The sequence below is a fragment of the Photorhabdus sp. RM322S genome (assembly GCF_042879395.1).
In the GTDB taxonomy this organism is placed as follows: domain Bacteria; phylum Pseudomonadota; class Gammaproteobacteria; order Enterobacterales; family Enterobacteriaceae; genus Photorhabdus; species Photorhabdus khanii.
Genome location: NZ_JBHFKW010000062.1, coordinates 1 through 16617 on the forward strand (window position 1 = coordinate 1; position 16617 = coordinate 16617).

A 16617-nucleotide genomic window follows, 5' to 3' on the forward strand; every position below is an offset into this window, starting at 1 on the left:
GGTGTCCTTTGCACCTGCTGTTCAAATAACTGATGAATGCACAACGAGTCAGGATAAGCTGTTTCAGTGGCATTCCAGTTTTCCAGCAATAGTCTGCGCTCTGCCGGTGCCAAAATATCGATTTCCCCAACAGGCTGTTGAGGATGGGCCACCATCGTTTGCAGTACCGTGTGCAAATACCCCACATAGCGTTCGATTGTTGGTTGATCAAACAGCGCCGTGGCATAACTCAATGCGCCCACAATCCTGCCATTCTCCTCCGTCAGTTCTAATTCCAGATCAAACTTGACTGCGTCAAAAACAGGATCAACAAGCGAGACAGCCAACCCGGGCAGTTCCCATTCCGGATCCTCATTGTTATGCCAGGCAAATATCACCTGGAACAACGGGGTATGCGCCAGTCTGCGCGGCGGCTGCACAATTTCCACCACCTGTTCAAACGGCAAGTCCTGATGCGCCTGCGCCGCCAAAGCGGTTTGCCGCACACGCGCCAGCAATTCAATGACATTCGGCGCACCCGATAAATCAATACGTAAAGCCAGCGTATTCACAAAGAAACCAATCAGCGGTTCTACTTCCTGGTGACTGCGGCCTGCACTCGGGGTGCCAATAACCAGATCCTCCTGACCTGACAGACGCGACAGGACCGTCGCCCAGGCGGACAACAGGGTCATAAATAACGTGACGCCTTGCTGTTCGCTCAGTTGCTTAAGAGAAGTTGTTAATTCCGCATCCAGATCGATGAGCATCACATCCCCGGCAAACGACTGCTCAAGAGGACGTGGCCGATCGGTTGGCAAATCCAGTAACACCGGCGCGTCAGCCAGCAGGGTACGCCAATAGTCCGATTGCGTCTGGACCTGTTCAGCCGACAACCACTGACGCTGCCAGGCGGCGTAATCAGGATATTGAATCGCCAGCGGGGGTAAAGGATCCGGTTGCCCGGTCAGAAAGGCCGTATAGAGCGTGTTCAGTTCACTTATCAACACGCCTACAGACCAGCCGTCTGACACAATGTGATGCTGGGTGAGTAGGAACCGGTATTCATCATCCGTGAGCCGGATAAGGCTGGCACGGATAAGCGGGCCATGACTGAGATCAAATGACGTACTGGCTTCCCCAATGCTCAGATGTTCAAGCCTGATTTCGGCATCCGGTATCCCACGCAGGTCATACTGAGACAACGGCAGCCCACTGTCCGCAGACAACAGTTGCACTTGTGGCTGACTATCAACGGAGACAGAAACGAAGACGGAACGTAACGCTTCATGACGAGCAAACAAGGTATCAAGCGCCTGCTGCCAGGCAACGATATCCAACTGACCACACAAGCGCAGTGCCATCGGGATATGATAAATATCACTAACCCCCTCAAACTGGGCAAGGAGCCACAAACGCTGTTGAGCGAATGATAACGGCAACGCCCCCTCGCGGGATATCGGCATAATGGCGGGTAATATCCTGCGCTGTGCATCAAACCGGGCACGCATGATCTCAGCAAAGGCCATTAAAGTGGGTGCTTCAAACAATGTGCTCAGTGGTAGTTCGATACCCAGCACGGCTATCCGGTTCATCATCCGTACCGCCAACAGCGAATGACCGCCCAACGCAAAGAAACTGTCATGCCGGCTGATCTGCTCAATCCCCAAAACTTCACACCAGATAGCCGCCAGCGCAATTTCAGCTTCCCCTTGCGGCGCTTCATAGACCTGACGAGCAAAGGCTTCATTGTCCGGTACCGGCAACGCTCGACGATCCAGCTTACCGTTCGGAGTCAATGGCAACACATCCAGCCTGACAAACGCTGACGGTATCATATACTCGGGTAACAGGGCCGACAGATACGAACGCAAATGTTGAGCAAGCTTTTCCTCAGCATCCGCTACGACATAGGCCACCAAGTGTTTATCCTCTCCTTTGCCATAAGTGACCACCAATGACTCCCGGACCGAAGGGTATTCGGTCAGCCGAGCTTCAATTTCACCCGGTTCAATCCGGAAACCGCGGATTTTGACCTGCTGGTCATTACGGCCAATAAATACCAAGTTGCCGTCTGGCAAGTAACGGACTAAATCCCCGGTTCGGTACATCCGGGCATCGGGTCTATCACTAAATGGGTCAGACAAGAAACGTTCAGCCGTCAATTCTGGCCGGTTCAGGTAGCCACGGGCGACAGCGACTCCCCCAATGTAAAGCTCACCAGCGACACCCATTGGGACAGGTTCCTCGTGGGGATCGAGAATATAGAGTTGGGTATTGGAAATTGGGCGACCAATCGGTACGTTATCAACAAAACGGCTCGGGTGATGGGTATCAAACACGGTACAACCCACGACGGTTTCGGTTGGGCCATACTCGTTGATGATGCGTGATCCAGGCGATAGTGTTCGCCAGAGTGCGACCGTGGAACTGGGCAACGTCTCTCCGCCCACAACAAAGCAATGCGCAGGGCATGTTCGACCCGCAGTTTTCAATTCCTGGCCCATTGCTGAAAGATGGCTGGGGGTAATTTTAACCAGAGCACCCGATTCCATTGACAACAGTGTGGGGAGCAGCTCAATCAGCTCCTGCCCATCACGGAGCAAGCGGATTTTACCACCACACAGTAAAGGCAGGTAAAGACTGGTGACCGTGGCATCAAAGGCTAACGGTGACGAAATGATACTATCGAATGGCCTTTCAGCCAGGTAATCACTCCGCGCCCATAGCAGATAGTTGCAGACACCACAATGTTCCAGTATCGCCCCTTTCGGTGTACCGGTTGAGCCGGAGGTGTAAATCACATACGCCAGATGTCGTGAAGTTAATGCGGGTATTTGTGGGTTGTCGTCCTGCGGGTGAAGCAATGCATTCGGGTCGAGTACGGTCAATTCTGCCAGTGCCTTCTCACCTAACGCCGCACGTCCGGCCTTATCCGCCAGTAAAATAGCTGGCGCGGCATCCGTCAGAATATACGCCAGACGCTCCCCCGGATAGGTTGGATCCAGCGGCACATAAGCGCCTCCGGCTTTCAACACCGCCAACAATCCCACCACCATTGCCGGAGAGCGGGCCACACAAATCGCCACCCATTGGTCGGGTACTACGCCTAGCGCAATCAGCTGATGGGCCAGCCGGTTGGCACGGGCATTTAATTCGGCATAACTGAGCGTCTGCTCCTGATACACCAGCGCCGTAGCCTGCGGAGTTCGCTCTGCCTGTTGCTCAAACAACTGATGAATACATAACGCGTCAGGATAGGGGGATTCCGTCGCGTTCCAGGTTTTCAGCAACAACGTGCGTTCCGTTTCCGGCAAGATGTTCAGCGCCCGTACCGGTGTCTCCGGTGCCTGCTCAAGCGCCTCCACCAAACTCTCCAGCGCCTGCTGCATATAACCGCATATCCTGTCCGGCTCAAACGGTTGTACTACCTGAGCCGTCAGACCCAAAGTGGTGCCCCCGTCTTCCACCGACAGCACAAAAGGATAGTTAGTGCTCTCCTGTCCACCCAGGAATTCAATCCCGTCCATCGTTTCATTCAGCGGATCCAACTGATCATTATGCCGGTAGTTCAACAGGGCACTAAAGAGAGGCGTACCGTTGGCAACTCCACTGCACTGCTGGGCCAGCACCAGTGAGGCATGCTCATGCGCCAGCAACCCGGCCAGCCGTAAATGGGCCGCCCGCACGCTGTCCTGTACCGGGGTCTCATCGATATCCAGGCGTAACGGCAGAGTGTTAATAAACAGCCCCATCCCATTGTCAGCCCCTTCTCCCGCCGTCATGCGCCCAAACAGCACGGTACCGAATACCACTTTCTCCTGCCCGCTGGTACGCGATAACACCTGTGCCCAGGCCAGATGACACAACGCCGCCAGACTGACACCCAAATGCCGGGCCTGATAGCGAAGACGGTTATTTAACCGGGTCGTCAGCATCCGGTGGGATACCGTCTCCTGAGATCCATCATGGTGCACGTCCGCCAGCCCAAACGGCAGCGTGGGTTCATCTACCTCCGCAAGCATGTCGGTAAAGAAGCGGGTATGTTCCTCCTGACTGATACCCAACCGGGCCTGCGCCACCAGATTGCGGAACGGCACCGGCGCAGGCAGACTATCCTCCTGAGCCGTAAGATACGCCTGTACTTCGCGATTCATCACATCCAGCGTGGTATGGTCGCCAATCAGGTGATGCTGCAATTCCAGTAAAAACCAGCGGCCATCGTTCTCCTGTGCCACCACAAAACGCAGCAACGGCGCCTGGCCCAAATCAATACGATAATGACGGGGATCAAAACGTTGTACCAGTTGATCACCCACCGGCCCATCAGCCGGGTCCAGCGTCAATTCAATGACCGACAACGGTGCCTGACGCCAAACCACCTGAGCCGGTACTGACAACCCTTTCCAGATAAAGGCGGTACGCAGAATATCGTGCCGATCAACCATCTGTTGTACCGCGCCCAAATAACGGTCCAGCAGAGGCCGGTTAGCAAAGGCCATCAGGTCAACTAACAAATAGGGATCACCTTCGTTTGCCAGTAAGTGGTGAAACAAAATACCGTCCTGCAACGGTGACAGGGCATAGATATCCTGAATATTGGTCATCCTGCCCGGCACCTGCTCAACAATACGGTCAATATCTGACTGAGTCAGATCAATTAGCGGCAACATCGCCGGTATCAGCGTCGTCGTCGCAGGTGTAATCACATTAGCCGGTACCCTTACCGCGTGATGCCGTCCCAACGTTTGCGCCAGTGCCGACAATACCGGCGACTGGAACAAATCACGCGCCGTCAGTGTCAGCTCCTGGTGACGCAGGCGTTCAATCATCCGCACAGCCAGCAGCGAGTGCCCTCCCAAGGCAAAAAAGCTGTCATGCCGGCTGATCTGTTCAATCCCCAGTAATTCACGCCAAACAGCTGCCAGAGCGATTTCCGTTTCGCCTTGCGGGGCCTCATAAACCTGACGGGCAACGGCTTCACCATCCGGCACCGGTAGCGCACGACGATCCAGTTTACCGTTCGGGGTCAATGGCAACGCCTCCAGACGCACAAAGGCTGACGGCACCATGTAGTCAGGTAAAATGGGACTCAGGTGAGCACGCAAGCTCACCGCCAGTCCCTCATCCGCAGGTGCCACCACATAGGCAACCAGCCGCTTATCCTGCCCATCACCCAATGCCAACACCGCAACCTCACGCACTGCCGGGTGTTCTGCCAACCGGGCCTCAATTTCACCCAGTTCAATGCGGAAACCGCGAATTTTGACCTGCTGATCGTTGCGGCCCAGGAATTCCAGATTGCCGTCCGGCAGGTAACGGGCCAAATCCCCGGTCCGGTACATGCGTGCATCCGGATTGTCACTAAAGGGATCGATCAGGAAACGTTCGGCGGTCAATTCAGGACGATTGAAATAACCCTGAGCAACCCCATCTCCGCCCACATAAATCTCACCGATTACACCTAACGGTACCGGCTGCTCATAAGCATCCAGCAGATAAACCCGGGTATTCGCTATCGGCCGGCCAATGGGGATCCGGCTCACACCCTGCGGTATCGCCGTAATAGGGTATATCGTGGCAAAGGTGGTTCCCTCACTTGGACCATAGGCCTGCAATAATTGTTGTGGCGGACGATTATCCAGAACTTGGGCAATCACCTGTAAATCAGGGATATCTCCACCGAAAATCAGGATTTTAATCTGCGGAAAAACCGGGGATAACTCTGCCGCCAGCCGGTTAAACAACCCGATGGTCAGCCACAGCACCGTGATGTGGTGAGCTTGTAAAGCCAGTACAAGCTCCTGTGGTGTCAATAACGTGGCATGGTCGATAACCACCAGCGCGCCACCGTTGAGCAACGGTGCCCAAACTTCAAATGTGCTGGCATCAAAAGCCGGATTCGCCGTAAAGGCCACCCGGTCATCCGGTCCGATTTCAGCATAGCCATTATTGATGACCAGCCGGACCACCGCACGGTGAGGCACTACCACCCCTTTGGGCATGCCCGTTGAACCGGAGGTATACATGATATACGCTGACCCGGTGCTGGAACGCGGTAAGTCAGGATTGATACGATCTTCCTCTCTGCTCGTATTATTTTCATCAGAGAGACAAAACAGCGGAACCGAGAGGCCGACCGGCGTATCAGATTGCGCATCAATAATCAGCAACTTAGCTGAACAATCATTAATCAGCCAATTTCTCCGTTCGTCCGGCACGCTGGGATCTATCGGAACGTAAACAGCACCGACCTTAAGGATAGCTAATTGGGCCACCACCAATTCCCTCGATCGTGCTAACAAAGTCGCCACATGTTCATTTGGGCAAACGCCTTGTTCGATCAGTTGACGAGCTAACCGGTTAGCGCGGGCATTTAATTCAGCGTAACTCAGCGTTTGATCTCCCACTGCCAGCGCGATGGCCTCCGGGGTTTTCTCCACCTGTTGTTCAAACAATTGATGGATACATAACTCCCCAGGATACGTGGTTTCCGTCTCGTTCCACGTTTTTAACAGCAAAGTACGCTCCGCTTCCGGCAGGATTTCCAATGCCCGAACGGGCATTTCCGGTGCTTGCTCCAAGGCTTCCACCAGACTCTCCAGCGCCTGTTGCATATAACCGCATATCTTTTCCGAAGCAAACGGCTGTACTACCTGAGCCGTCAGCCCCAGGGATTCACCAAAATCCTCCACCGACAGCACAAACGGGTAGTTGGTCCGCTCCTGTCCGTCAATAAATTCAATACCGCTGATGAGTTCATTCGATGTTGCCGGCAAGGTGTTATGCCGATAGTTCAACAGGGCACTAAAGAGTGGAATGTCACCCTGCACACCACTGCACCGCTGGGCCAGCGCCAATGAAGCATGTTCATGCGACAGCAATCCGGCGAGTCTGGCATGGGCAGCATGCACGCTGTCCTGTACCGGGGTATCATCCATATCCAGCCGTAACGGCAGGGTATTAATAAACAACCCCATGCCACTGTCAGCGCCATCCCCTACCTGCATCCGTCCAAACAGCACGGTGCCGAACACCACGTTCTCCTGCCCGCTGGTACATGACAAAACCTGCGCCCAGGCCAGATGGCACAACGACGCCAGACTGACCCCTAAATACCGAGCCTGACGACGCAAACGGTCATTCAGTGTGCCGGTCAGCATCCGATGAGATTCCGTCACCTGTGAGCCATCGTAGTGCACCTCTGTCAGCCCGAACGGCAGCGTAGGTTCATCCACCGCCGCCAGCATCTCGGTAAAGAAGCAGGTATGTTCCTCCTGACTGACGCCCAACCGGGCCTGAGCCACCAAATTACGGAACGGTGCCGGCACCGGTAGTCTCTCCTCCTGACCGGTAAGATACGCCTGTACTTCGCGGTTCATCACTTCCATCGTTTCATGGTCACCAATCAAGTGATGCTGCAATTCCAATAAGAACCAGCGACCGTCAGTTTCCTGAGCGATGACAAAATGCATTAGTGGGGCCTGACTCAGGTCGAGACGATGATGGCCCGGATCAAAACGCCGGGTTAACTGGTCAATGACCGGACCATCAGCCGGATCCAGCGTCAGTTCAGTCACTGGCAATTGCGCCTGACGCCAAACTACCTGTGCCGGGACTGACAATCCTTGCCAAATAAAAGAAGTACGCAAGATGTCATGGCGATCAACCACCTGTTGCACCGCCGCCAGATAATGGTCCAGCAGAGCACGGTTAGCGAAGACCACTGGATAGAGCAACAGATACGGGTCACCTTCCTGCTCCAGCAAGTAATGGAACAGAATACCGTCCTGTAACGGCGACAGGGCATAGATATCCTGAATATTCGCCACCCCACCCGGCACCTGCCCGACAATGTGATCAATCTCAGCCTGAGTCAGATCAATCAGCGGCAACATTGCCGGTGTTAACGCCGTGGTGGCCGGCGTAATCACATTAGCCGGCACCTTCACCAACCGGTGTCGTCCCAATGTTTGCGCCAGTGCCGACAGCACCGGCGACTGGAACAAATCACGCGCTGCCAGTGTCAATCCCAAATGACGCAGGCGTTCAATCATCCGCACCGCAAGCAATGAATGGCCGCCCAGGGCAAAGAAGCTGTCATGTCGGCTGACCTGCTCAATGCCCAGTAATTCACGCCAAATGGCCGCCAGAGCGATCTCAGCCTCCCCTTGCGGGGCTTCATAGACCTGCCGGGCAAATGCCGCCTCCCCCGGTGCCGGTAATGCCCGGCGATCCAGCTTGCCATTCGGGGTCTGTGGGAAGGACTCCAGACGCACAAAAGCCGCCGGGACCATATAGTCGGGTAAAACGGCGCTCAGGTGTTCGCGCAAAAGGGTCGTCAATCCCGTTTGCTCCTCTGCGGCCACATAGGCGACCAATCGTTTACCCTGCCCATCATCCAGTGCCAGTACCGCCGCCTCTTGCACCGCCGGGTGTTCCACCAGTCGGGTTTCAATTTCCCCCAGTTCAACCCGGAAACCACGGATTTTCACTTGTTGGTCGTTACGGCCAAGGAATTCCAGATCGCCATCCGGCAGATAGCGGGCCAAATCCCCGGTACGATACATCCGGGCACCGGATACCGGACTAAAAGGATCCGGCATAAAACGTTCCCTGCTCAGTTCCGGCTGGTTAAGATAACCGCGCGCTACCCCGACGCCGCCAATATACATTTCGCCAACACAGCCTGCGGGTACCGGTTGACCATATTTATCCAACAGGTAGATACGGGCATTTTTAGCCGGACGGCCGATAGAACGGGCATCTTCCAGGGATAGAACGTCCTTATAAGTCACCGTCACGACATTTTCAGTCGGGCCATAACCGTTCAATAGCCGGGGCCGGTGGCCTTCCAGCCTGAACCAGTCCTGAATGGCATTCTTTTTGACTGCTTCACCGCCAATAATGATGAGCCGGAGGCAATCCGGCAGCGGTAACCCGCTATCTCTGGCCGCCAGTTCAGACCAGAACAGGGTCGGCAGTGACATCACCGTAATACCATGTTGCCGGGTTAAGGCAATAAATTCCGGCACCGACGCCAGCCAACTGTCATCCCGCATCACCAATGTGGCCCCATTGCATAATGACGAGAAAAAATCTTCCACTGAAACATCAAAGGCAAACGCGGCAAATTGCAACACCCGGTCTTGTGCGGTGACAGCATAGGTGTCATTAAAGCCCAGATAACGTTGATAAATCGCCTGATGTTCTACCATCACCCCTTTCGGCTGCCCGGTTGAACCGGAGGTGTAAATCACATACGCCAGATGCTCAGGCGTCAATGCCGGGACTTGCGGGTTACTGCCCGGCTGGTCTGGCAAAATATTCGGATCCAGCACTGTCAGCCCGGCCAACGCCTCTTTACCCAACACTGACCAGCCGGTCGTATCAGCCAAGACCACCGACGGTGCCGTATCATTCAGGATATACGCCAGACGTTCACCCGGATAGGTTGAATCTAACGGCACATAAGCACCGCCAGCTTTCAGCACGGCTAACAATGCCACCACCATCGCCGGGGACCGCGTCACGCAAATCGCCACCGGCTGGTCGGGTACCACACCCAGCGCCATCAATTGGTGGGCCAGGCGGTTGGCGCGGGCATTTAATTCCGCATAACTGAGCGCCTGCTCTTGATACACCAGTGCCGTCGCCTGCGGGATTTGCTCTGCCTGTTGTTCAAACAACTGATGAATACATAATGCCTCAGGATAGGAAGTTTCCGTGGCATTCCAGGTTTCCATCAACAGTGTGCGCTCTGCTTCCGGCAACATGTTCAAGGCCCGTACCGGGGTCTCCGGAGCCTGCTCAAGGGCCTCCACCAGACTTTCCAGCGCTTGCTGCATATAATCGCATAGTCTTTCCGGATCAAATGGTTGTACCACATTAGCGGTCAGCCCCAACGTGGTGCCCCCATCCTCCACCGACAGCCCAAAGGGGTAGTTAGTGCGCTCCTGTTCACCCAGGAATTCAATCCCGGCCATCGTTTCATCCAGCGGATCCAGCTGCTCATTATGCCGGTAGTTCAACAGGGCGCTAAAGAGAGGCGTACCACTGGCAACCCCGCTGCACCGCTGGGCCAACGCCAGTGAGGCATGTTCATGGGCCAGTAATCCGGCCAGTCGCAGATGCACCGCCTGCACGCTGTCCCGTACCGGGGACTCATCGATATCCAGCCGTAACGGCAGGGTATTGATAAACAACCCCATGCCATTACCGGCACCTTCACCTGCCCCCATACGCCCAAACAGTACCGTGCCGAACACGACTTTCTCCTGCCCGCTGGTACGCGAAACTACTTGCGCCCAGGCCAGATGACACAACGCCGCCAAACTGACACCCAAACGCCGGGCCTGATGGCGCAGACGGTCATTCAATCCTCTGGGCAACATCCGGTAGAATTCCACCTCCTGAGATCCATCTCGATGCACCTCCGCCAGCCCAAACGGTAATGTGGGCTCATCCACTTCCGCCAGCATGTCGGTAAAGAAACGGGTATGCGAAGCCTGACTTACCCCCAACCGGGCCTCCGCCACCAGATTGCGGAACGGCACTGGCTCAGGCAGGCTGTCCCCCTGCCCGGCAAAATAGGCCTGAACTTCGTGTTTCATCACTTCCATCGTTTCATGGTCGCCGATCAAGTGATGCTGCAATTCCAGTAAAAACCAGCGGCCATCGGTTTCCTGCGCGATAATAAAATGCAGTAGCGGGGCCTGACTCAAATCAAGACGATACCGGCCCGGATCAAAACGCCGGGTTAACTGGTCAATAACTGGGCCATCAGCCGGGTCCAGCGTCAGTTCCGTCACCGGCAAGGTCGCCTGACGCCAGACCACCTGCGCCGGCCCTGACAATCCTTGCCAAAGAAAAGCAGTGCGCAGGATGTCATGGCGATCAACCACCTGTTGCATTGCCGCCAGATAGCGGTCCAGCAGAGTGCGGTTAGCAAAAGCCACCGGATAGAGCACCAGATACGGGTCGCCTTCGTTCTCCAGCAAATGATGAAACAAAATACCGTCCTGTAACGGTGACAGCGCATAGATATCCTGAATATTGGCTATCCCACCCGGCACCTGGCCGACGATGTGGTCAATGTCAGGCTGAGTCAAATCAATCAGCGGTAACATCGCCGGTGTCAACGCCGTGGTGGCCGGTGTAATGATATTCGGTGGTACTATCACGGCCTGATGCCGTCCCAACGTTTGGGCCAGGTCTGACAGCACCGGCGACTGGAACAGATCACGCGCCGCCAGTGTCAATCCCAGGCTACGCAAGCGTTCAATCATCTGCACGCCGAGCAGTGAATGACCGCCCAACGCAAAGAAGCTGTCATGTCGGCTGATCTGCTCAATGCCCAGTAACTCACACCAGAGAGCCGCAATGGCGATCTCTGCCTCCCCTTCTGGGGCTTCATAAATCTGCCGGGCAAAATCGTCTTCCCTCGGCTCAGGCAACGCCCGGCGATCCAGCTTGCCATTCGGGGTCTGCGGGAAGGTCTCCAGGCGCACAAAGGCTGCCGGTACCATATAATCAGGCAAAATAGCACTCAGGTGTGCACGCAAATCAGACGCCAATCCCTCATTCGCTGCCGCCACCACATAGGCAACCAAACGTTTGCCCTGCCCACCATCCAGCGCCAGCACCACCGCTTCTTGCACTACCGGGTGTTCCAGCAACCGGGTTTCAATTTCCCCCAGCTCAATACGGAAGCCGCGGATTTTCACCTGCTCGTCATTACGGCCCAGAAATTCCAGGTCACCATCCGGCAGGTAGCGGGCCAAATCCCCGGAGCGATACATCCGCGCACCGGCTACCGGACTAAAAGGATCCGGTATAAAACGCTCTGTGCTCAGTTCTGGCCGGTTAAGATAACCGCGCGCCACCCCAACGCCGCCAATGTACATTTCACCCACACAGCCTAAGGGTACCGGTTGACCATATTGGTCCAACAAGTAGATGCGGGCATTTTTAGCCGGCCGGCCAATAGAATGGGCATCTTCCGGGGATAACACGTCCTTATAAGTCACCGTCACGACATTTTCCGTCGGACCATAACCGTTCAACAGCCGGGGCCGATGGCCTTCCTGCCTGAACCAGTCCTGAACGGCGCTCTTTTTGATAGCCTCACCGCCAGTAATAATGAGCCGGAGGCAATCCGGCAGCGGTAACCCCGTATTTCTGGCCGCCAGTTCAGACCAGAACAGAGTCGGCAACGACACCACCGTAATACGATATTGTCGAGTTAAGGCAACAAATTCTGGTATCGACGCCAGCCAGCTATCATCCCGGATAACCAGTGTGGCACCGTTGCATAATGATGAGAAGAAATCTTCCACTGAAACATCAAACGCAAACGCGGCAAATTGCAATACCCGGTCTTGTGCGGTGACGGCGTAGGTGTCATTAAAACCCAGATAACGTTGATAAATCGCCTGATGTTCCACCATCACCCCTTTCGGCTGTCCGGTGGAGCCGGAGGTGTAAATCACATACGCCAGATGCTGTGGCGTTAACGCTGGGATCTGCGGATTGCTGCTGGGCTGGTCAAATTGGACATTCGGATCAAGTACCGTCATGCCTACCAGCGCCTGTTTGCCCAGCGCCGCCCGGCCAGCCTCATCAACCAGTACCACTGACGGGGCACTATCACTCAGAATATACGCCAGACGTTCCCGCGGATAAGTTGAATCCAGCGGCACATAAGCCCCGCCGGCTTTCAGTACCGCCAGCAAAGCCACCACCATTGCCGGTGAGCGTGCCACGCAAATCGCCACCCGCTGGTCAGGCTCCACGCCCAGCGCCATCAGTTGATGAGCCAGCCGGTTAGCACGGGTATTCAATTCCGCATAACTGAGGGTCTGTTCTTGATATTCCAACGCTGTGGCGTGCGGGGCTTGTGCTACCTGTTGCTCAAACAGCTGATGGATACATAACGGGTCAGGATAAGGGGCTTCCGTGGCATTCCAGGTCTCCAGCAGTAACGTACGTTCAGCCTCCGGTAACACATTAAGCTGCCCGACGGGAATTTCATCTCCCCTCTTTTTTGACAATGCCAGCACCTGTAAGTGTTCACCCATCCGCTGAACCACTTCCTCGCTCAGACGGTTTGCATCATATATCCAGCGAAAACTGCCCTGTGCATTCACCTGGAGCGTCAGCAATTCACCGGATATCTTCTGATCACACGGTTTATCATCCTGTATCACCGAGACGGCGATCTGCCACGGCCAGCGGGTTGTCAGCGCCGGGATAGCCTGCAATGAAGGAAAGCGAATAAGGAGATCATGACTCAATGTCTGGTGCCGCATCAACTGGACAAGCTCGTTATCAATCCAGTCAGCTACCGACCTCCACGGCTTATCAAACTCCACCTCAACGACCATAGGCACCAGATCTGCTGATTTACCATTTACTTTATCCACGCACCAGCCGATTTGGAATTCGGTCTGCTGAGTCAGGCGCGCAAGATAGATCACAAATGTCTGCAACAGTGTCCGTAATGGGTCTTCTTCTCCGTTTCCTGGCAACGGGGAGTGCCAAAGACTCATTGTCCATCTGGGCTTCGCTTGCTCCCCAACCGTCTCGAAAGGTAACTGGAGCGGTTGCAAAGCGGCAAAGCGCTCATACCAGAATAATTCACCGGGTGTGAGTGCCTTGAGAATATTCTGTGTATTTTTGGTCTGTGATGAAGCGTCATTTGCACTGATTATGTTTTCTGATGTTTGAGAGAAGAGTTCAGCGTTAAGAGCACTTCCTGCTTGAGCAATGCTATCTTTCATTTACGACCTCAACGAATCTGTTAGAAATTTGAAAACTGTCATTCCTGACAGCCATCACCCGTATTTTTCTTACTTCTTACCCCCAAGAAATAACCGATATCTCTTCAAAATACGCAAATATTGGATGCCATAGCCCGGTTAATAGCCATATCATTCACAACGCTACGATGCTAATTCCCCTGACAGCGAAATAAATAATTCAATGTATGATTTGGAATAAAACATTCCATTTTTGCTCCTGTTTTTTAGATAAATTAGATTAATTCTCTATAACTCCCATTGGCTGATGATAAATTACACAATTAAAGACAAGACAATTCCCTGCATTCATGATGCATATTTAACAAAAATATAACCTCAGGTTAAAAACAATCACATACGATATTATTTTATAACAACAAAAGAGTACCCCTAGTGTAGATGCCATAAGCAAACCCACACCAACTTAAGCACATTGCTTTATAACGATTAAATTCCATTACAAATAGAAATGTTATTTAATCCAATACCACCCAGAAACAATTATAATTTATAATTAACTCCAAAACATATTATTCAACAATAATAAAACAATGTAACAGGAATAATTATCAACCATGTATGATATTGATTTAAAATACAAAAAAAACCGGGAGATCGCTCTTTGATGCGATTTTTCGGACATCCGGCGATATTGACCAATACGAGGTATAAGCAGGAAAAAAATTTAATGTTATTCAGTTCAAAAACACCGACTAACATAGACATTGAGACTATCCGCCACCGTTTTTTCAATCTTATTATCCCAAGTTATTTAAAATAAAAAATATATATCAAGGGGAGATCATGAAATTAAAGCTGATTAAATCAGCCTACATGCCCCCCAGGAAACACATTATCATTATCAAATTTTCGATTATTTTTATCAGAATAAATATTTTCAACAATGACTCTACAACTAAATACATATTCGAGATACCCGTTTAATCAAAAAAATAAAATAAAATTAACAATAAAATTAGATTTAGATCACATAATAGAAAATAACAACAATAACGAAGAAATATAATCAAATAATTTATTATAAAAACCACCCTTTTCCTTATTCTGTTTTAGCATAGAAATAATCCGGCATAAACAATATATACCGGATCATCACACTAATATTAAATTATTCAATATTGATTAATATATCTGTATTATAACACCTCCCCGCCACAACTGATTGCCAACGCCCTGTTTATGGCCTGAGCTAAAGCGATTCTATGCTCATTATTCTCCAATAAACTAAAATGATTACCCGGAACAGCAATCAACCGAAGTAAAGAGTCAGGTATTATCTGTGCCCAACCTAACGATGGGTCTATAGTTAAAGTCTTCGGTTTTTCATCCGTAACAAAAGAACTAGCAGGGGGACGTTCCATCGCATAAAACTGATGCAGCGTTACCGTTAATACCCGTGGTTCATAATCTCCAACTATTTGCCCATAACGCTCTATCCGCTCCCAACTTTTTGCGACTAATTCAGGGCACAGATTGGCGGGGTATAACGCCAATTCCTGTGCCGCTTCAATAAATTGCACCAAATTCAGATCATCAATTCGCCGGTACAACGCCGCCATCTCCTGAGTGTGTTCTTCCCCAAACTGCCTGACTAACTCGTCAAAGAACTGATGTTTGAGTTGCATAGGCTGCTCCCTGATATAATGAGGAGCTGGCGTATCAATCAATCCCAGGAAGTTCACCGTCTCACCGGCATGCAAAAGCCCCTGGGCAATAGCATAAGCCAATACGCCGCCGGAAGAGTAACCCCATATCCGATACGGGCCTGCCGGTTGAACCGCTTTCATCAAGCTGATCATGCTGGCAGCCTGCTCTTCCATCGTCGGTACCGCTTCTTCATTGATGGACGACCAAGATACCGTATAAATCGGATAGCCTGACCGGATATGTTGAGCCAGCCCGAAGACATAGGAATAGTCTTCCATTCCACTGGGCACAAAGAACAACGGCAGTTCTGCTCCACCCGGTCGCACCGGTATGGCACTGCTTTGCGACTGAGACTGCAAATCTGAGGTGATTTTCGCTGCCAATGCGGACAACACAGGACATTGGAACAAAGCATTCAATGTACAAATCAACCCCTGACCGGCGGCAAGGTTTATCATGCGTATGGCAAGCAGTGAATGACCGCCCAGCGCGAAGAAGTTGTCATGCCGGCTGACCCGCTCAACCCCCAGCAATTCACACCAAATCGCCGCCAATGCCATTTCTGTTTCCCCATACGGTGGGGCGTAAACCTGACGGGCAACCGCTTTTTCGTCCGGTGCGGGTAATGCCTGACGATCCAGCTTGCTGTTAGGCGTCAGCGGGAAAGCATCCAGACGCACAAAGGCACCCGGCACCATATAATCAGGCAACAAAGCACTCAGATGTTCACGTAAACTGTTAACCAGCCCATCATTTGCCTGCGCCACCACATAAGCCACCAGATACTTGTCCAGCCCATCACCCAACGCCAGTACCCGCACTTCACTCACCGCCGGGTGTTCAGCCAAACGCGCCTCGATTTCCCCCAGCTCAATGCGGAAACCGCGGATTTTAACCTGCTGGTCATTACGACCAATGAACACCAGATTGCCATCCGGCAGATAACGGGCCAGATCGCCGGTACGATACATTCTCGCCCCCGGAGCCTCACTAAACGGATCTGTCAGAAAACGTTCAGCCGTCAGCTCAGGGCGGTTCAGATAACCCCGCGTCACACCTGCGCCACCAATATACAGCTCACCAACGACCCCAAAAGGCACTGGCTGGCCCTGAGCATCCAGCAGATACACCCGCATGTTGGCCGTCGGACGGCCAATCGGGATCACCC

Annotated in this window: 2 protein-coding genes; both read right to left on the minus strand. The window is 52.9% G+C overall.

Annotation, left to right across the window (positions count from 1 at the left end; all coding sequences use genetic code 11):
• The coding region (locus tag ACGF63_RS21410; protein WP_387633072.1) for an amino acid adenylation domain-containing protein at positions 1-13760 on the minus strand (13760 nt) is incomplete at its 3' end.
• 1178 nt (positions 13761-14938) lie between these two features.
• Positions 14939-16617, minus strand: a 1679-nt coding sequence (locus ACGF63_RS21415) for a thioesterase domain-containing protein (protein ID WP_387633074.1), incomplete at its 5' end; no start/stop codon positions are given.